Annotated in this window: 19 protein-coding genes; 11 read left to right on the top strand and 8 right to left on the bottom strand. The window is 73.9% G+C overall.

The annotated features are described in order from the left end of the window. Positions 1-52: 52 nt before the first annotated feature. The 5 genes from ACFVUY_RS19205 to ACFVUY_RS19185 all read left to right on the top strand — a co-directional run bounded on the left by ACFVUY_RS19205 (position 53) and on the right by ACFVUY_RS19185 (position 6,731). Positions 53-1,123, top strand: a complete 1,071-nt coding sequence (locus tag ACFVUY_RS19205) for a phosphotransferase family protein (RefSeq protein ID WP_387731267.1) — start codon at positions 53-55, stop codon at positions 1,121-1,123. 7 nt (positions 1,124-1,130) lie between these two features. Beyond that, positions 1,131-2,411: an acyl-CoA dehydrogenase family protein gene (locus tag ACFVUY_RS19200; RefSeq protein WP_387731265.1), complete on the top strand. Its 1,281-nt coding sequence runs from the start codon at positions 1,131-1,133 to the stop codon at positions 2,409-2,411. A gap of 116 nt (positions 2,412-2,527) precedes the next feature. Next, complete coding sequence (locus ACFVUY_RS19195) at positions 2,528-3,808, top strand: alpha/beta hydrolase family protein (RefSeq protein ID WP_387687293.1); 1,281 nt, start codon at positions 2,528-2,530, stop codon at positions 3,806-3,808. A gap of 431 nt (positions 3,809-4,239) precedes the next feature. After that, on the top strand, positions 4,240-6,138 hold the full coding sequence (locus ACFVUY_RS19190) for a putative Ig domain-containing protein (RefSeq protein ID WP_387731262.1): 1,899 nt from the start codon (positions 4,240-4,242) through the stop codon (positions 6,136-6,138). Between the two features lie 140 nt (positions 6,139-6,278). Further along, entirely contained in the window at positions 6,279-6,731 is a 453-nt protein-coding gene (locus ACFVUY_RS19185; RefSeq protein WP_387731260.1) for a hypothetical protein, read from the top strand. A 10-nt stretch (positions 6,732-6,741) separates the two neighbouring features. On the opposite strand, the gene ACFVUY_RS19180 is transcribed toward ACFVUY_RS19185, so the two are convergent. Beyond that, positions 6,742-7,155, bottom strand: a complete 414-nt coding sequence (locus ACFVUY_RS19180; RefSeq protein ID WP_387687299.1) for a winged helix-turn-helix transcriptional regulator — start codon at positions 7,153-7,155, stop codon at positions 6,742-6,744. 81 nt (positions 7,156-7,236) lie between these two features. On the opposite strand from ACFVUY_RS19180, the gene ACFVUY_RS19175 reads away from it, so the two are divergent. Then, entirely contained in the window at positions 7,237-8,058 is an 822-nt protein-coding gene (locus ACFVUY_RS19175; RefSeq protein ID WP_387731258.1) for an NAD(P)H-binding protein, read from the top strand. 270 nt (positions 8,059-8,328) lie between these two features. Next, a complete protein-coding gene (locus ACFVUY_RS19170; RefSeq protein WP_387731255.1) occupies positions 8,329-8,727 on the top strand; it encodes a chaplin in 399 nt (132 codons plus the stop codon). An 84-nt stretch (positions 8,728-8,811) separates the two neighbouring features. On the opposite strand, the gene ACFVUY_RS19165 is transcribed toward ACFVUY_RS19170, so the two are convergent. The 3 genes from ACFVUY_RS19165 to ACFVUY_RS19155 form a co-directional block, all read right to left on the bottom strand. Then, positions 8,812-9,783, bottom strand: coding sequence for an NADPH:quinone oxidoreductase family protein (locus tag ACFVUY_RS19165; RefSeq protein WP_387687307.1), 972 nt, complete (start codon positions 9,781-9,783; stop codon positions 8,812-8,814). Continuing rightward, a complete protein-coding gene (locus ACFVUY_RS19160) occupies positions 9,780-10,538 on the bottom strand; it encodes an SDR family oxidoreductase (RefSeq protein WP_387731630.1) in 759 nt (252 codons plus the stop codon). Before ACFVUY_RS19160 ends, ACFVUY_RS19165 begins: the two co-directional genes overlap by 4 nt. A gap of 101 nt (positions 10,539-10,639) precedes the next feature. Beyond that, a complete protein-coding gene (locus ACFVUY_RS19155; RefSeq protein ID WP_387687309.1) occupies positions 10,640-11,398 on the bottom strand; it encodes an SDR family oxidoreductase in 759 nt (252 codons plus the stop codon). Between the two features lie 189 nt (positions 11,399-11,587). Between ACFVUY_RS19155 and ACFVUY_RS19150 the strand changes: the two genes are divergently transcribed. The 4 genes from ACFVUY_RS19150 (at position 11,588) to ACFVUY_RS19135 (ending at position 15,014) form a co-directional block, all read left to right on the top strand. Beyond that, positions 11,588-12,214 (top strand): TetR/AcrR family transcriptional regulator, encoded by a 627-nt coding sequence (locus ACFVUY_RS19150; RefSeq protein ID WP_387731252.1) that lies wholly within the window; start codon positions 11,588-11,590, stop codon positions 12,212-12,214. A 337-nt stretch (positions 12,215-12,551) separates the two neighbouring features. After that, on the top strand, positions 12,552-12,815 hold the full coding sequence (locus ACFVUY_RS19145) for an ABC transporter permease (RefSeq protein ID WP_387731249.1): 264 nt from the start codon (positions 12,552-12,554) through the stop codon (positions 12,813-12,815). Between the two features lie 18 nt (positions 12,816-12,833). Beyond that, positions 12,834-13,607 (top strand): hypothetical protein, encoded by a 774-nt coding sequence (locus ACFVUY_RS19140; protein WP_387731246.1) that lies wholly within the window; start codon positions 12,834-12,836, stop codon positions 13,605-13,607. A gap of 6 nt (positions 13,608-13,613) precedes the next feature. After that, a complete protein-coding gene (locus ACFVUY_RS19135) occupies positions 13,614-15,014 on the top strand; it encodes a hypothetical protein (RefSeq protein ID WP_387731244.1) in 1,401 nt (466 codons plus the stop codon). Positions 15,015-15,109: 95 nt separating this feature from the next. On the opposite strand, the gene ACFVUY_RS19130 is transcribed toward ACFVUY_RS19135, so the two are convergent. The 4 genes from ACFVUY_RS19130 to ACFVUY_RS19115 form a co-directional block, all read right to left on the bottom strand. Next, positions 15,110-16,183: a M14 family metallopeptidase gene (locus tag ACFVUY_RS19130; protein WP_387687319.1), complete on the bottom strand. Its 1,074-nt coding sequence runs from the start codon at positions 16,181-16,183 to the stop codon at positions 15,110-15,112. A 15-nt stretch (positions 16,184-16,198) separates the two neighbouring features. Then, complete coding sequence (locus ACFVUY_RS19125; RefSeq protein ID WP_359909239.1) at positions 16,199-16,528, bottom strand: hypothetical protein; 330 nt, start codon at positions 16,526-16,528, stop codon at positions 16,199-16,201. Between the two features lie 100 nt (positions 16,529-16,628). Then, the gene (locus tag ACFVUY_RS19120; RefSeq protein WP_387687321.1) at positions 16,629-17,351 is read right to left on the bottom strand and encodes a TetR/AcrR family transcriptional regulator; all 723 of its coding nucleotides are present in this window, start codon (positions 17,349-17,351) and stop codon (positions 16,629-16,631) included. A gap of 501 nt (positions 17,352-17,852) precedes the next feature. After that, the gene (locus ACFVUY_RS19115) at positions 17,853-18,467 is read right to left on the bottom strand and encodes a LysE family transporter (protein ID WP_387731241.1); all 615 of its coding nucleotides are present in this window, start codon (positions 18,465-18,467) and stop codon (positions 17,853-17,855) included. Positions 18,468-18,575 lie beyond the last annotated feature (108 nt).

The raw sequence follows: 18,575 nt of genomic DNA, 5'->3' as shown, positions 1-18,575 counted from the left end.
GAATGCTAAGCAAGCGCTTAGTCAATGATCCGCTTCCCCGAGGAGCCGCCCGATGGCCGAGACCCCCGTCGACCCGCCAGGCCTGGACCTGGCCCGCCTCCGGGCCCACCTGGACCGCGAGCTGCCCGGCGTCCTCCAGGGCCAGGGCCAGGGCCGGGGCCGGGGCGAGGGCCAGGACCGGGGGCCGTTGCGGGCCGACCTCATCGAAGGGGGCCGCTCGAACCTCACGTACGTGCTGAGCGACGGCTCCTCCCGCGCGGTCCTCCGGCGCCCGCCGCTCGGGCACGTCCTCGCCACCGCGCACGACATGGGCCGCGAGTACCGGGTGATGACCGCACTGCACGGAACCGGGGTCCCCGTCCCCCGCACCCTGCTGCTCGACCCGGACACCGACACCCTCGGCGCCCCCTGGTACCTGATGGAGTACGTCCCCGGCACCGCCCACCGGGACGCCGCCCCGCTCGCCGCCCTCGGCGCACAGCGGGTGCACGCGCTCGGGCGCAGGCTGGTCGACACCCTCGCCACCCTGCACGGGATCGACCCCGCCGCCGTCGGCCTCGCCGACTTCGGCCGCCCGGAGGGCTACCTGGAGCGCCAGCTGCGCCGCTGGTCGAAGCAGTTGGAAGCCTCCCGCAGCCGCGACCTGCCCGACCTCGACCGCCTGCGCGCCGGGCTCGCCGAGCGGCTGCCGGTTTCGCCCGCGCCCGCGCTGGTGCACGGCGACTACCGGCTCGACAACGTCCTGGTCGACGCGGACGACACCATCGCCGCCGTCCTGGACTGGGAGATGTCCACCCTCGGCGACCCGCTCACCGACGTCGGCCTGCTGGTGATGTACACAGAACTCGCCGGCGTCGGCGGCGGCATCATCCCCTCCGCCATGACCGCCCCCGGCTTCCCGAAGCCCGATGAGATCGTCTCCTCCTATGCCGACGCGACCGGCCGCCGGGCGGAGGACCTCGACTGGTACGTCGCCTTCGCCTCGTTCAAGCTCGCCGCCGTCGCCGAGGGCATCCACTTCCGCTTCCGGCAGGGCCGCACCCTGGGCGCCGGCTTCGAGCGCGCCGGCGAGATGGCCCCGATCCTCGCCCGGTACGGCCTGAGCACCCTCAAGGAGAGCTGAGAACCCGATGGACTTCGCCTACGACGCCCGGACGAACGAGCTCCGCGAGCAGCTGCTCGCCTTCATGGACGAGCACGTGTACCCCGCCGAGCCCGTCCTCGCCGCCCAGCTCGCCGCCCGACTCGCCGATCCGGCCCAGCTCGCCGACCCGGCCCGAATCGCCGACCCGGCCCGCGACCGGTGGGCCGTCCCCCCGGTCGTCGCCGACCTCCAGGCCGAGGCCCGCAAGCAGGGGCTCTGGAATCTCTTCTTTGTGGACAAGCACAGCCTCCCCGGCGGGCTCGGCGCCGGCCTGACCAACCTCCAGTACGCCCCGCTCGCCGAAATCACCGGCCGCAGCATCCAGTTGGCCCCGCCCGCGCTCAACTGCGCGGCGCCCGACACCGGCAACATGGAGTTGCTCGCCCAGTTCGGCAGCGCCGAGCAGCGCGAGCGCTGGCTGCGCCCGCTGCTGGACGGCGAGATCCGCTCGGCCTTCGCGATGACCGAGCCCGAGGTGGCCTCCTCGGACGCCACCAACATCGCCACCCGGATCGAGCGGGACGGCGAGGAGTACGTCGTCAACGGCCGCAAGTGGTACATCACCGGGGCGATGAACCCCGACTGCCGGATCCTCATCGTGATGGGCAAGACCGACCCGGCCGCCGAACCCCACCGGCAGCAGAGCATGGTGCTCGTCCCGCGCGACACCCCGGGCGTGACCGTGCGGCGCGGCATGACGGTCTTCGGGTACGACGACGCCGATCACGGCGGCCACGCCGAGGTGCTGTTCGAGGACGTCCGCGTCCCGGTGGAGAACCTGATCGGCGAGGAGGGTACGGGCTTCGCCATCGCCCAGGCCCGGCTCGGCCCCGGCCGCATCCACCACTGCATGCGCGCCATCGGCATCGCCGAGCGGGCGCTGGAACTGATGTGCCGCCGGGCCGAGGAGCGGGTGGCGTTCGGGAAGCCGCTGGCCGAGCAGGGCGTGGTGCAGGACTGGATCGCCGAGTCCCGGGTGCGGATCGAGCAGTTGCGGCTGCTGGTGCTGAAGACCGCCTGGCTGATGGACACCGTCGGCAACCGCGGTGCGCACACCGAGATCCAGGCGATCAAGATCGCCACCCCGCGCACCGTCGAGTGGATCCTCGACAAGGCCGTCCAGGCCCACGGCGCCGCCGGCGTCAGCCAGGACACCCCGCTCGCCCAGCTCTGGGCCGGCAACCGCACCCTGCGGCTGGCCGACGGCCCCGACGAGGTGCACAAGCGCTCGCTGGCCAGGAGGGAACTGCGCAAGTACCGGCGCTGACCCGTAGGGGTGTCATACCCGGGTATTCAGGGACGTGTTGGCCCTCTGGTATGACGGCCGCGGCCCGTTCCCGACCGTAGTGTCCTGCGTGTTCGATCGATCGGAGCACGGAGGACATGATGGGCATTCCGGGACGGGCCGTGGCGGCGGTGGTGCTGGCGGCGGCAACGGCGGTGGGCACGATCGGTACGGCCGTGGGAGCGGTCGCGCCGGGGGACGCGAGCCCCGGGCGGCAGGCCCGGGCCTGGCTGCCCGAGCCCAGCGGGCCGTACCCGATCGGGACCACCGCGCTGCACCTCACCGACACCGGACGGGAGGACCCCTGGCACCCCGGGCAGCGGCGCGAGCTGATGATCAGCCTCTGGTACCCGACCTCCCACCCGGCCTCCGGCGACGAGCGGGCCCCGTACATGGAGCCCGCCGCCGGCCGGCACTTCGACGGCCCGGACGGCGTCGGCCTGCTCAACTACGGCACCGAGCCCGGCCGCACCGACTGGTCGGCCATCCGCACCCACGCGCGCAAGGACGCCCCGGCACTGCCCGGCGGCCCGCGCCCGGTCGTGCTGTACTCGCCCGGTCTCGGCGACCCGCGCACCTGGGGGACGGCGCTGGTCGAGGACCTCGCCTCGCGCGGCTACGTGGTGGTCACCGTCGACCACACCTACGAGGCCTCCGAAGTCGCCTTCCCCGGCGGCGACCTGGCCACCTCGGTGCTCCCCGGCATGCTCGGTCGGCCGGGCCTGGACATCGGCGCGGTGCTGCGCAAGGCGATGGACACCCGGGTCGCCGACACCCGCTTCGTCCTGGACCGGCTCGCCGGCCTGGGCGGGCGGCCGGGCCTGCCCGCCGGGGTGGCCGGGGCCCTCGATCTCGACCGGATCGGCATGGTCGGCCAGTCGGCGGGCGGCTTCACCGCGCTCCAGGCCATGCACGACGACCCGCGGATCGCGGCCGGGATCAACATGGACGGGCAGATGCACTTCCCCGGCCCCGACGGCCACACCGGCGTCCTCCTGCCCAGCGTCGCCGAGGACGGTCTGAACCGGCCGTTCCTGCTGATGGGCACCGGCGGCGAGGACTCCGGCGGCTACCGCGACCAGCCCGGCTGGAACGCCCTGTGGCAGCACAGCACCGGCTGGCACGCCGACGTCACCCTCACCGGCTCCCGCCACGGCTCGTACACCGACGCCCAGCCGCTGCTGCCGCAGCTCGCCCGCCAGGGCGTGCTCAGCGCCGAGCAGCTGCGCAAGGACGTCGGCGACATCCGCCCCGGCCGTGCCGAACTCGCCACCCGCTCCTACGTGGCGTCCTTCTTCGACCGCTGGCTGCGCGGCCAGGACGACCACCTGCTGGACGGGCCCTCGGCCCGCTTCCCCGAGGTGGCGTACGAGCGGTAGCGGGCCGGGGGAGCGGGCGGAGTTCCCGCGCCGCCCCCCTTCCGGACGGGCCGAGGGGAAAGGCCCACGCGGCGCCGAATTGCCGTCAGGGAGCCTCGCCGCACGGCCGCTCGCGGATTTCGAAGCGGCATTTCCCGTCGTATTCAGTGAATGGCTACGCGCGTTGATCCCCTTTCATCAATGTTGCTTGACCTGCTTGGACGCGCTTCTTAATCGTTCCTTACCCAACGCCGTTGACCGGTGTTCATCAGCTCTGCTTTCCTTCTTGCCACGCAGGCGGCAAAAGCCGACGGACAGTCAATTCCGGGTGTGCGAATGAATTCGACCGGAACCCGACCCGACGGAATCCGCCGCCGGCTCTTCCCCCACAAAGGGATCGTCCCCGGCCCCCGCGGCCGCGGACGATCGGCAGAAGAGAGGCACCCTCACCCATGGGTCACTCCCCCAGGACCGGACGCGCGAGGTACGCGGCGCTCACCGGAATAGCGTCGCTCGCGCTCGCCTTCGCCGGCTTGGCCGGCGCGGCCGGTCCGGCCTCCGCGCAGGACATCTCCGGCTCGCAGGGCAGCACCACCAACGAGTTCAACCCCTGGAGCCCGCAGAACGGCCACCCCTACCGGCACGGCGCGGTTCCCGGCATGTCCCAGCACGAGAACTACAAGAAGTGGCTCGCCGCCCACAACCAGGCCGCGGCGACCGGCCAGCAGACGCTGTCGTACGGCGGCGGCGTCGACGGGATCGGCGTGCAGAGCGGGCACTCCAAGGTCTACCTGGTCTTCTACGGCAACCAGTGGGGCACCCAGACCTCCGACGCCGGCGGCAACGCGAAGTTCTCCAACGACTCGGCCGGCGCCGCCGGTGCCACCCAGCAGATGTTCAAGGGCATCGGCACCAACGGCGAGACCTGGTCGGCCGACCTCACCCAGTGGTGCGACGGCCCCACCGTCGCCACCGGTGCCGTGAGCTGCCCGTCCGGCGCCAACTTCATCCCGTACCAGAGCGGCGGCGTCCTGTCCGGCGTCTGGTACGACAACGCGGCCGCCTCGCCGAGCCAGGCCAGCGGCAACCAGCTCGCCCAGGAGGCCGTCAAGGCCGCCGGACACTTCGGCAACACCACCGCCGCCGCCAACCGGGACGCGTACTACATCGTCCTGTCGCCGCACGGCACCAACCCGGACGACTACCAGAACCCGACCACCGGGTACTGCGCCTGGCACGACTGGAACGGTGACACCACCCTCACCGGCGGTGCGGCGAGCTCGCCCTACGGCGACATCGCCTTCTCCAACCAGCCGTACAACATCGACGCGGGCTCCAACTGCGGCGTCGGCTTCGTCAACTCGCCCGGCACGCTGGACGGCTGGACGATGACCCTCGGCCACGAGTGGCACGAGATGATGTCCGACCAGAACCCGGCCGGAGGCTGGACCAACCACGTCTCCGGCAGCAGCTACAACGGCCAGGAGAACTCCGACGAGTGCGCCTGGATCCAGCCCGGCAGCACCGGCGGCGCCGCCAACATCTCCTTCGGGGCATTCGGCAGCTACGCCGAGCAGGCCAGCTGGTCCAACGACACCAACTCCTGCGCGATCTCGCACGCCATCCTGACCCACGGCAACACGGTCACCGTCACCAACCCGGGCAACCAGAGCGGCACCGTCGGCACCGCGGCGAGCCTGCAGATCGGCGCCACCGACTCGGCCACCGGCCAGACGCTGGGCTACTCGGCCACCGGCCTGCCGGCCGGCCTGTCGATCAACTCCTCGACCGGCCTGATCTCCGGCACCCCGACCGCCGCCGGCACCTCCAGCGTCACGGTCACCGCCACCGACACCACCGGCGCCGCCGGCAGCACCACCTTCACCTGGACCGAGTCCACGAGCGGGGGCGGCGGCACCGCCGTCACCAACGGCACCTTCGAGACCGGCAGCCTGACCGGCTGGACCACCGCCGGCAGCACCTCCGCCACCGCCTCCGCCGCCCACAGCGGCGGCTACGGCGCCATGGTCGGCTCCACCGGCCCGACCGGGGACTCCTCGATCGCCCAGACCTTCACCGCGCCGACCGGCTCCAGCAAGCTGTCCTTCTGGTACAGCAACACCTGTGACGACACCGTCACCTACGACTGGGCCACCGCCACCCTGAAGGACAACACCACCGGCACGACCACCACGGTCCTGGCCAAGACCTGCACCACCACCGGCACCTGGACCAACAAGGCGGCGACCGTCACCCCGGGCCACTCCTACACCCTCACCCTGAGCAACCACGACGACAACTACCCGGGTGACCCGACCTACACCTACTACGACGACGTGACCGTCTCCTGACGACCGCCGCGTCGAACGCACCGGGGTGGGCCCAGCGCCCGCCCCGGTGCCGTTTCCGGTCCGACTGCCGTCCGGCGGGATCCGAACCGGCCGCCGGGGCGTCGAACCGGTACCCCGGAACAACAGCAGGAGGAACCACCGTGAACCCGAGAAGATCCGCCGCCCCAGTACTCGCCGCCGCCCTGCTCGCCCTGGCCGGCTGCGCCTCCACCGGAACGGGCCCGTCGACGCCCGCCGCCGCGTCGAGCCCGGTGACCGCGTCGAGCCCGGCGACGGTCACGGTGGACGAGCACGCCGACCGCACCACCCTGAAGGCCGCCGTCGGCACGACCGTCACGCTCGCCCTCCACAGCACCTACTGGTCCGCCGCGACCAGTTCCGCCCCCGAGGTCCTCGCCCCGGAAGGCTCCCCGACCACCGCCCCGTCCCCGTCCTGCCGCCCCGGCGGCGGCTGCGGCACCGTCACCGCCTCCTTCACCGCCCGCGCCCCCGGCACCGCCCGCCTCACCGCGACCCGCACCAGCTGCGGCGAGGCCCTCAACTGCCCGCCCGAGCAGCGCCGCTACGAAGTCACCGTCGAGGTCACCGGATGAGACCGGGCTCCTAACGGATCTCCGAGCCGGGGTTGGCCTCGTCCCACTGCCGCCGGGAGTCGACGATCGCGTCGTGGTGGCCGTACGACCAGTCCGCCATCGCCCGCACCAGGTGGGTCAGGCTGTGCCCGAGCCGCGTCAGCTCGTACTCCACCTGCGGCGGGACGGTCGGGTGGACGGTCCGCGAGACCAGGCCGTCGCGCTCCAGGCGGCGCACGGTCAGGGTGAGCATCCGCTGCGAGATGCCCGGCAGGGCGCGCTGCAGTTCGCGGAACCGCCGTACGCCCTGGGCGAGTTCGACGACGGTGAGGACCGACCACTTGTCGCCCAGGCGGTCCAGCAGGTCGCGGATCCCGCAGTCCACGCCGTCCTCGCACCAGACCACCGGGCGGGACGTGGTTACCGCGGTGTGCCCTGCTGACATGAATGTGCCTCCTTACGCCGGACGCCCAGGCTATCGAGGATGGTCGTGCAGCCGACGACCGATCACCCCTGGAGGAACCCCATGCTGCTCGTCACCGGAGTCAACGGAGGCCTGGGCGCGCTCGTCCTGGCGCGGCTCGCCGGCCGGGAGGGCGTCGTCGCCGGCTCCCGCACGCCCGGGGAGGTGCCGCACGGCGTCCCGGCCCGGCTGGTGGACTTCGACCGGCCGGACACCCTGGCGGAGGCCTTCGCCGGGGTGCGGACCCTGCTGCTGATCTCGGCCGGCGCCGCCGAGGACGACGTGGTGACCGCCCGGCACGGCGCCGCGATCGAGGCGGCGGAGCGGGCGGGCGTCGAGCACCTCGTCTACACCAGCCTGTCCGGCGACGGCGACCACCTGCCCTACGCCCTCGCCCACCGCTGGACGGAGCGGCGGCTGCGCGCGTCCGCCACGCTGCGCTGGACGGTGCTGCGCAACGGCCTGTACGCCGAGTTCCTGGGGGCGATCACCGCGCCCGGCCCGGACGGGGTGATCGGCGCTCCGCTCGGGGACGGGAAGCTCGCGGCGGTGGCCCGGGCGGACCTCGCGGAGGTGGCGGTGAACGTCGCCCTGGCGCCGGCCGGGCACGCGGGCCGCACCTACGAGCTGGTGGGGGAGCGGGCGGTGGGCGGCGCGGAGGTGGCCGAGGCGCTCGGCGCCGAGTACCGCCCGGGACGGCTGACCGAGGCCCGGGCGGCGGTGGCGGCCTCGGACGCGCGGGACTTCCAGGTGCCGATGGTGGTCGGCACCTACTCGGCGATCGCCCACGGCTTCCTCGCGGGCCCGGGCGGGCCGGGCGATCTCGCGGCCCTGCTCGGCCGCGAGCCCCGCCCGGCCCTGGAGGTCATCACCGAGGGGCGGTGACCACGCCGCTGGTGACCGCCGGTTGTGCGAGCCCCGGCGCACGGCACCGGCCCGCGCGCTCCGCGCGGGCCGGTGCCGTCGTTCTGGGGGCGCTACGTCACTCCATGGGCTTGGAGCCCCGGTCCGTGCTGACGGACAGCGGGGACCGTCCGGTTCCGGTCCGATCGGGGCCGGGACTCCTGCATCGGTGGTAGATCGGGCCTGCAACCGGGTGACCGCGCGGGCGGGGCTGCTCCATGACGCCCGGGCCGACCGGCTACCCCTTCCGCCATGACCAACACCAGCAAGTACCTGCTCGCCGGCGGCCTCACGGTCGCGCTGGCCGTCCTCTCCACCGGCCCCGCGGCCGCGGGCCACGACGAGGGGGCCGGACACGGCGAGTCCGGATACACCCTGCCCTCGGGCGCGTGCTTCAACGGGCACGGTGACGCCGACGCCGACGGCATCGCCGCGGCATCGCCGGGCGTGCTGTCCGGCAACCTGATCCAGATCCCCGTCAACCTCGAGGCCAACGTCTGCGGCAACTCCATCGACATCGTCGGCCTGCTCAACCCGGCGGGCGGCGGGGGCGGCGGTAACGGGGGCGGCGGCAACAACGGCGGCGGAAACAACGGCGGTGGGAGCGGCAACAACGGCGGGGGCGGCAACAGCAGCGGGGGCAACAACTAGGAGCGCGACGGCGTCGACCGGGGCGAGGCCACAGCCAACGGGCTGTGGCCTCGCCGCATGTCGCGGTCCGGGCCGCGCGGCGGGTCAGTCGCCGAGGACGGCGATCCGGCCGGTGCTGTGCCCGGAGGCGACGAGCCGGACGGCGTCCGGGGCGGCGGCCAGCGGCACCCGGGCGCTCACCAGGGGGCGGACGGCGCCCTGTTCGGCGAGCCTGCCGAGCTCGTCGTGGGCGGTGCGGACGGCGCGCGGGTCGTGGGTGTTGTAGAGGCCCCAGTGCAGGCCCAGGATCGAGTAGTTCTTCACCAGGGCGTGGTTGAGCGCCGGGGCGGGGATCTGCCCGGCGGCGAAGCCGACGACCACGATCCGGCCCTCGAAGGCGATGCACCGGGTGGAGCCGGTGTAGGCCTCGCCGCCGACCGGGTCGAAGACCACGTCCGCGCCGCGTCCGCCGGTGGCCTCCTTGACGGCGGCGACGAAGTCCCGCTCCCGGCGGTCCACCACCAGGTCGGCGCCGAGCGCCCGCGCCGCCTCCGCCTTCGACGGCCCGCCGACCACGGCGATCACCCGTGCCCCGGCGGCCCGGCCGAGCTGGACCGCCGCGCTGCCGACGCCGCCGGCGGCCGCGTGCACCAGCAGGGTCTCGCCGGCCCGCAGCCTGGCCCGGCGGTGCAGCGCGAACCAGGCGGTCTGGTAGCCGATGTGCAGGGCGGCGGCCTCGGCGTCGTCCAGCACCTCGGGCGCCGGGAACGCGGCGGCGGCGTCCAGCAGCGCGTACTCGGCGAAGGCGCCGTGCGGCAGCACCGGGTTGCCGATCAGCCGCTCGCCCCGCCGGGCGCCGTCCACCACCTCGCCGCACAGCTCCACGCCGGGCGTGAACGGCAGCGGCGGGCGGACCTGGTACTGCCCGCGCACCATCAGCGCGTCCGGGAAGTTGACGGCCGCCGCCCGTACCCGCACCAGCAGCTGCCCCGGGCCGGGTACCGGCCGTGCGAGGTCCTCGACCAGCCGCATCACCTCACCGGGCTCACCGAGCTCGTCGACCTGCCAGGCCCTCACAGCAGTTCACTCCTCTCCAGCCCCTGCTGGAGCCGGTTCATCCCGGTGAGCCAGCGGTCCGGGCCGGTGGCCCGGGCGCGGCAGTAGTCGGCGACCTCGGGGTGGGGCAGGAGCAGGAAGCGCTCCGCGCGCATCCCGTCCAGGGCCGCCTCGGCGACGTCCGCCGGGTCGAGCGCGGTCGGGGCCAGCAGTGCCTCGCCGACCGCGCCGGTGGAGGCGAGCAGGTCGGTGCGCACGCCCTGCGGGCAGAGCGCGTGCACCCGCAGGCCCCGGTGGCGGTAGGTCGCGGAGAGCCACTCGGCGAAGGCCAGCGCGCCGTGCTTGGTCACCGAGTACGGGGCCGAGCCCAGCATGGTGAGCAGCCCGGCGGCGGAGACGGTGGCCAGGAAGCGGCCCTCGCCGCGCTCCAGCCAGCGGGGGAGCAGCAGTTCGGCGGCCCGGACGTGGGCCATGACGTTGACCTCCCAGGCGCTCGTCCAGGCCGCGGCGGGCGCGTCCGCGCCGCCCACCGGGGCGACGCCCGCGTTGGCGCACCACACGTCGATCTCGCCGAGTTCGGCGCGGGCCCGGCCGACCAGGTCGGCGATCCCCTCGGCGGAGGCGGCGTCCCCGGGCAGTGCGGTGCCCGCGCACTCCTTCGCGACGGCGTGGGCGGCCCCGGCGTCCAGGTCGTTGACCGCCACCCGGGCGCCGGCCGCGGCGAGGGCCCGGGCCAGCGCGGCGCCGATGCCCCGGCCGCCGCCGGTCACCACCACGCCCCGGCCGTCGAACGCCCGGTTGTCGGACGCCCGGCGGTTGGACGTCCCGCCGTCGGACGTCCCGCTGTCGGCCGTCGGGTCGTCGACGTCCCCGGGGGTCACATCCCACCGCCGAGGGTGACCCCGCCGTCCACGACCAGGGTCTGGCCGGTGATCCAGCCGGCGTCCGGGGAGAGCAGGAAGGCGACGGCGCCGGCGATGTCCTCGGGGACGCCGAGGCGGCCGAGCGGGTAGGCCCTGGCGACCTTCTCCTCGCGGCCCTCGTACAGGGCCTCGGCGAACTTGGTCTTGACCACGGCGGGGGCGACGGCGTTGACCCGGATGCCCTGCGGGCCCAGCTCGGCGGCGAGTTCGGTGGTGAGCCGGATCAGCGCGGCCTTGCTGACGCCGTACATGCCGATCCCGAGCGAGGAGCGGATGCCGGCGATGGAGGCGACGTTGACGACGGAGCCGCCGTGCTCGCCCATCCAGGCGGCGTGCGCGCGGCGGGTCCAGGCCAGCGGGGCGAGCACGTTGACGGCGAGGATCTTGGCGGCGGCGGCCTCGTCGGTGTCCAGGACCGGCCCGTACACCGGGTTGATGCCGGTGTTGTTGACCAGGTGGTCGAGCCGCCCGAAGGCCTCCAGGGTGCGGGTGACGGCCTCTTCCTGGTGCGCCGGGTCGTCGGCCTTGCCCGCGACGGCGATCGCGTTGTCCGGGCCGCCCAGCTCGCGGACGGCGTCGGCGAGCGGTTCCGGGTTGCGGGCGGTGAGGCAGACCTTGGCCCCGCGGTCGACCAGCTCGCGGGCGATGCCGAGGCCGATGCCCCGGCTCGACCCGGTGACGACGGCCACCCGGCCCTTGAAGGAGTGCACCACGGAGCGTCCTGCCTTTCGTGCGAGGATCTCTGCCAGCAGCTGACTAAGCGCTTGCTCAGCATGCTGTCGGTGCGGGAGCCTGTCAACACTCCGCCGACCGTCCGTCCCCGGCCCGAACGGTGGCCGGCGCTCGGGCCGGGCGGCCGGTCGGAGGGAAAGCCTGTACGAGTTCTCTGGGAGGATGACGCCATGACCAGCACCCCGCTCGCCGACCTCTGGCCGACCCTGCCCGGCGCCGACGCCCGCCCCGAAGCGGCGTACCGGCTGCTCCAGGCCGCCGTCGAGTCGTTCGCCGAGCGCGGCTTCCACGCCACCACGACCCGGGACATCGCCACCGCGGCGGGGATGAGCCCGGCGGCGCTGTACATCCACTACCAGTCGAAGGCCGCGCTGCTCGCCGAGATCAGCCGGGCCGGACACGCCGCCACGCTGACCCTGGTCCGGAACGCGGCGGCCGGCGAGGGCGGCCCGGCCGAGCGGATGCGGCGGCTGGTCGAGCAGTTCACCGCCTGGCACGCCCGGGCCCGGACGGTCGGCCGGGTGGTCAACTACGAGCTGCACGCGCTGCCCGAGGACGCCTACGCCGTGGTCGCGGCGCTGCGCCTGGACATCGAGCGCGAGGTCAGCGCGCTGATCGGGGCCGGCGTGGCCGCGGGGGACTTCCAGGTGGCGGAGGTGCGCACGGCGGCCCGCGCGGTCACCTCGCTGGGCATCGACGTCTCCCGCTGGTACACCGACAACTCGACCGAGGCGCCGGAGGAACTCGGGCGCCGCTACGGCGAGTTGGTGCTGCGAATGCTCGGCGCCCGGCTCTGACGCGGGAGGCCGCCCGGTCCGCCCTTGACCTGCTCACGGAGTGCGAGCAGACTCGTATACGAAGTACGTGTGCCTCGTAGGCGTACAGCGCACGGGACGGGACGCGGACGACCCGCGATCCCCTCCCGGCCGCACTCCCACCGCAGCTCCGACGCTGCGGATCGAAGCAGATCACCTCCCGCGGCGATCACGCCCCCGACCGGCGGCGCCGAAGGGAGCAGACCCCCGACCCGGGCCGGCCCGGCCGGGCCGTGCCGCCGCCACGCGCGGCGGCACGGGAACGGCGCGCGCTGCGTCGCGGCGCGGCCCGGGCGGTTGGAGAAGGGGAGGCGCAGTGATGCCCTTCCGGCAAACGAATCCGGTCCGTCCCCGCTTCTGGCTGGAGACGGCCCTCGGCGGACTGTCCGGACTGCTGTTCGTGCTCACCCTGGTGTGGCCGCAGTGGATCGAGACGCTCCTCGGCGTCGACCCGGACGCCGGCAGCGGTGCGGCGGAGTGGCTCGTGGTCGCACTGGCGGCCGCCGTCACCGCCGCCTGCCTGCTCGGCGCGCGGATCGAGTGGCGCCGGGCGCACCCTTCCTCGGCCCGCGCGCTGCGGTGAGCGGAGAGGAGGACCGTCATGACCGACATGTCACCCGTCAAGCACGAGGAGCTCACCGACCTCGTCCGGCGCACGCAGCTGAGCTTCGTGGGCACGGTCACCCGGGTCGGCGGCACCTCGCTCGCGGCCGTTCCGGCCGAGGCCAGGAACGACCGGACGGCCGTGGTCAGGGTCGACCAGGTGCTGCACGCGCCGGAAGCGTTCCGGCAGCTCGCGGGCAGTGAGGTCACCGTCCAACTGTCGCCCGACGCGGGTCTGATGGGCGTCGGCGACCGGGCCGCGTTCTTCACCCAGGGCATGGTGTACGGGGAGGGCCTGGGCGTCACCGAGGTGGGCCGGCTGCCCGCCGGGGCCGTCCAGCACCATGTGTCGCTCGCCGCCACCACGGCCGACGAACAGCCGTTCACCTCGGTGCAGCGGGAGATCCGCCACCAGGATCTGGCCGCGCACGCCGCGGAGGCGGACGCCGTGGTCGTCGGCACGGTGGTCGGCCTGGAACGGGCCGGCGGCGCCGACCGCCGGTCCGAGCACTCGCCGGACTGGTGGCGGGCGTCGATCGCCGTCACCCAGGTCGAGAGCGGCCGGGTGAACGACGCGACCCTCGCCGTGCTGTACCCCAACAGCCGCGACACCCACTACTACCGGGTGCCCAAGCCCAGGGCCGGCCAGGAGGGGCTGTGGCTCCTGCACGCCACCCAGGACGACCAGCGCGAGCTCGCCCCGTACGAACTGATCCACCCCGAGGACTACCAGCCGGTGCACAAGCTCGCCGTGCTGCGCGAACGGAGGTGAGCCGACATGCCCACCCTCAAGGTCGTCAACATCACCCCGAAGGCGCTGAGCGGCACCGCGACCCAGGACTCCGAGCCGTTTCTCGCGGTCAACCCCGAGACGCCCACGGAGATGGTCGCGACCGCCTTCACCCCCGACCCGATGGGCGGTCCGCTCGCCCCGGTCTACGTGTCCACGGACGGCGGCGACAGCTGGGTGCTGCACACCATCGTCCCCGGCGCCGCGCCGGGGCTCGGTACCGCCGACATCACGGTGGCCTTCGCGGCCCAGGGCGGTGCCCTGTACGCGGGCATACTGAACGGCCTGGCCGCACTGCACCGGCCCACGCCGATCACCAGGATGCAGATCCTTCGAGCGCCGAGCATCGCCTCGACCGCGCCCATGGAGATCCTGGTGAGCCGGGACCAGGAGGACCAGCCGTGGGTCATCGCCGACACCGTGACGGCCGGCGGCGCCGGCCGCGACCGGGTCTACGTCGGCAACAACGGTCCGGGCCCGCGGACCGCCGTCGTGGACGTCTCGGGCGACGCGCGGACGGCGCCCGCACCGGCCGGATTCGTGCCCACGGTGATCGAGAACCGTGACCCGGCGAATCAGGACGGGCCGCCGGTGCGCCTCGCCGTGCACCCCGACGGCACCGTCTACGCGGCGTTCGAGAGTTGGCGGACCAATGACCAGGGCGACCCGATCACCAACGTCACCTTCGACGTCGTGGTGACCCGGGACGACGACGGAGGCGTCGGCGCCCACCCGTTCCAGGACCTCAAGGACGCCACCGACAGCGTCCCCGGGCAGCGGGTCGCGACCGACCGCTTCGTCGCGTTCAACTCGACGATGGGGCAGGAGCGGCTCGGCGGCGACCTGACGATCGCGGTGGACCCGACCGGCGCCGACCGCGTCTGGATCGCCTGGTGCGACCGCGTGGGCGGCCCGGGCGGTGTCGACAACACCCTGCACGTCCGGCACTCGCAGGACCGCGGCCAGACCTGGCAGCAGGTGCGCGACGACATCACCGACGTCAAGAACCCGTCGCTGGCCGTCAACGAGGACGGTCTGGTGGGCTTGGTCTACCAGCAGTTCGCCAGCAACCAGTGGACGACGATCCTCGAGGTCACCGCCGACAACTGGAGCACCGCGCCGGAGTCCGACGTCCTGCACCAGGCGCCCGCGAACGTGCCCCGGGCCGCGGGACTGCCCTTCCTCGGTGACTACATCCGGATGCTCGCGGTCGGGAAGGACTTCTACGGCGTCTTCGCCGGCAACAACACACCGGACCGGGCCAACTTCCCGGTGGGCGTGACGTACCAGCGCAACGCCAACTTCACCGTCCACCAACTGCTCAGCACCGACGGCGTGACCCGGGTGCCGCCGTCCATCGACCCGTTCTTCTTCCACCGGGCCGCCTAGCGTTCCACCGGGCCGCCCGAGTGCGCGCCCGGGGCGCCCGCCACGATCCTTCGTGGCGGGCGCCCCGCTGTCGGGCACTGTGGTTCGGGGGTTGTTCAGGCGGTGGCCAGGCAGAGCTGCACCAGCCCGGCGTCCACGTCGCGGATGATCTGTTCCATCTCCGCCCACCGCGGGTGGAACTCGGTGCCCCACTCGACGGTGAAGCCGAGCACCTTGCCCTGGTCGGGGTCGGCGAAGGTGCGGGAGTAGACGTAGTCGTCGCTGGTCCCGCTGGTCGGGTACAGATGGAAGCCGCTCATCGGCTTGTACGACAGGCCGCGCACGCCGTTGACGCCCTTGCAGAACGCCTCGGCGAGCAGCACGGCGGTGTCCTCGTCGTCCTTGGGGATGTACTCGGCGTACGTGAGGTCGCCGGGCAGGCCGCGCTTGCCGTCGTAGTCGGAGTTGCGGAAATTCATGTCGGGGTCGACCGACTGGTTCTCGTCGTCGCCCCAGTTGTAGAGCATGTCCTGCGAGTAGCTGTGCACGTCGACGAACCACCGGGTCAGCGGGAGCTGGTCCAGCAGCCACTGGACGTTGCGGGTCTCCGGCTCGGAGAACGGGCTCGGGCCGGCGTAGACCTGCTGGTCGCACGGGTCGTTCGACACCTGGGGGTTGGCGCCCGGGGCGAAGGCGGTGACGAAGTCGAAGAGGAAGTCGTAGTTGCGGTTGAGGTCGACGCCGACGCAGTCCGGGGCCGGGTTGCCGCCGGCGTTCGCCGGGTTGCGGTTCTTGCGCCACATGGGCCTGACGGTCTGGCTGTAGTGCCGGCCGTCGGGGTTGACCAGCGGGTAGAGCACCAGGTCGAGCCGCTGGAGCAGGCCGCTGACCTGACCGGCGGTGAAGGCGGTGCCGCCGTAGCCGAGGCCGGTGCCGTCCCGGTGGGCCTCCAGCAGGTCGGCGGCGAGGTGGACGAGGATCTCGCAACTGCCCCACTCACGGGCGTGGACACCCCCGATCATCATGACGCACGGCTTGGGGGCCGGCGCGGGTTCGCTGATCACCAGGGCGTGGGCGGTGCGGCCCTCGAACGAGGGCTCGGGCAGGGTGACGAGTTGGGTCAGGTCGGGGAAGGCGGTGGCCAGGCTGGTCACGGCGGACTCGACCTCGGTGACGTTCAGGTACGGCATGGCGGGCCTCCCGGGTCAGCCGGAGAGCTTGGCGGCCAGGCCGCGCGGGACGGCGTCGGCGGGGGCGAAGCGGTCGCCGCTGCCGACCTCGGCCTGGGCGGCGCGCCCGGCCTCGCTGGCGTTTCCGGTCATGGTGACCGTGACGCCCTCGCGTTCGAGGGCCGGGATCCGGTCGGCCGGGACGTAGACGTCGATGCCGATGCGGCCGTCCTCCTCGACGTGCGGCCGTCCGCCGACGTCGGGGCGGGTGTCGCGCAGCAGGGCGCGCAGGGTCTCCGGGTCCTTGGCGGTGACGCGGAGGCGCAGGATGTCATCGGGGGGTGACGTGTCGGGTGCGGAGGACATGGGGACCTCTTCCGGGCGCCGTCAGCGGGCTGCCGCGGTGGTGCCGGGCGGCGCGGCGGCGCCGATAGGAGCGGATATGTCCGACGTGTACCTCGTATCCTCAGGATCCGCCGTCACGGTAGAAGTCGTCAAGGGGCGGCTCGGGCATCCCGTCGAGCAGGCTGTCCAGGCCGCTCAGCATCTCGGCCTCGTGGTCGAAGTCGGCGAACCGGGGCACCAGGGCGCGCAGCCTGGGGTAGTCGGCGGCGGGCAGCCGGTGCAGGCCGAGCCGCAGCGCCGGGTCCGGCTCGCTCGGGTTGTCGACCACCTGGCGCTTGTCCACCAGCAGGCAGCCGAGGTTCCAGGCGACGAAGGTGCGGTAGACGGTCAGCGAGCCGGCGTCGTCGAAGCCGGCCCGGCCGAGCACGGCCAGGATGTGCTCGGTGAGGTCCAGCACCGAGGCCGGGCGGCGGGCCACCGGGACGGCCAGCGGGCGGGTCGCGACCAGCGGCAGGATCTCGGGGTGGGCGTGCGCGGTGGCGGCGAACGCCCGGGCGATCCGGCGCAGTTCGGCGCGCCAGCCGTCCGGGTGGGAACCGCCGGTGGAACCGGCCCGCAGCCGGGCGTTGATCTCGTCGAAGTAGGCCTCGACCAGGCCGTCGATCAGGGCCTCCTTGCCCGGGGTGTAGCGGTACAGGGCCATCGACTCCACGCCGAGCTCGGCCGCGAGCCTGCGCATGGTCAGCGCGCCCAGGCCCTCGCGGTCGACCAGGGCCACGGCGGCGCCCAGCACCAGCGGGCGGCTCAGCCGGCCCCGCTTCTCGGGGGCGTCCTGCTCGGCCATCTCCGCACTCCTCCGGGTCGGTGGCAGCGTTCCCGGTCGCGCCCGGGCCGTTCGGACGGTCCGGCGGACCGGCCGTGGCGCGGGGCCCGCTGCCTGGGCTGGGGTTCGGCGTTTTCGGCGGATGTCACTCAGCGGATACAGAACCAGGATACAAGGTAGGAATCGGACGTAAACGGGTCAACAGGATTTACCGGGTCGGTTCGCCGATCCCGCTGGTCAGCCGACCGGCGGTGGAGCGGCGGGGGCGACCGGCACGGCGACCGGGGCGGCGGGGTCGGTTGCGGAGGGTGGCCGACGCGGCGGTGGCGGACCGGCGCCGCGGAGTTCGGTGGGCGGTGGTGAGCAGGCGTGGGGCGGGTTTCCGGACGGCGGGCCGGTGACCGGGGCGGTCGGTCCGGTTGCGGTGCGTGGTCGGCGGGGGTGGCCGACGGCGCGGGTCCCGGGCCGCCAACCCGGGACCCGAGCCCCGGATTCGGCGCGGATTCGATTCAGCCCCGGGACTCAGTCGAGCAGCAGCCGGACGGCCAGGGCGACGACGAGGGCGGCCGAGCCCAGCGCGGTGAGCAGCCGGCCGCGCGGGCCGGTCAGCGCCCGGCCGAGCAGCGCGCCGCCGGAGGCCAGCAGCAGTTGCCAGCAGGCCGAGGCCGTGAAGGCGCCGACGGTGAAGGCGGCCCGGGCCGGCGCGCCCTCCTGGCTGCCGCCGCCGAGCACCAGGGCGGCGAAGTAGAGCACGGTGAGCGGGTTCAGCAGGGTGATGCCCAGCAGGGCGAGGAAGGCCCGGGCGGGGGTGGGCGGCGCGGCCCGCGGCCCGGCGGCGGTGCCGGGACGGCCGCGCACCGCGGTGACGGCCGTCCGGGCGGCCAGGGCCAGCAGCACCAGGGCGGAGACGATCCGCAGCGGCCGGGCGACCGGTTCGACCAGCGGTGCGAGGCCGGTGCCGCCGGCCGCGGCGAGCAGCGCGTAGAGCCCGTCCGCGGTGGCCACCCCGAGCGCGGCGCAGGCGCCGGTGCGCAGCGAGGTGCGCGCGGTGAGCGACACCAGGTAGGCCCCGACGGCCCCCACCGGGACGGCCACGCCGAGCCCGGCGAGCAGCCCGGCGGCCAGCGCGGCCCTCATGGGCGGGCGGCGTCGGGCCTCCGGGGACGGCCGGGCTGCTGTCGGCCCGGGGCCGGGTGGGCGGCGGGCGTAGGCAGCGGGCGGGCGGCGGAGTCGGTCATGGGCCGA

Origin of the sequence: Kitasatospora sp. NPDC058063, assembly GCF_042885395.1 — a bacterium.
Lineage (GTDB): Bacteria > Actinomycetota > Actinomycetes > Streptomycetales > Streptomycetaceae > Kitasatospora > Kitasatospora lactacystinica.
This window is presented reverse-complemented; position numbering and strand designations above follow the sequence as displayed.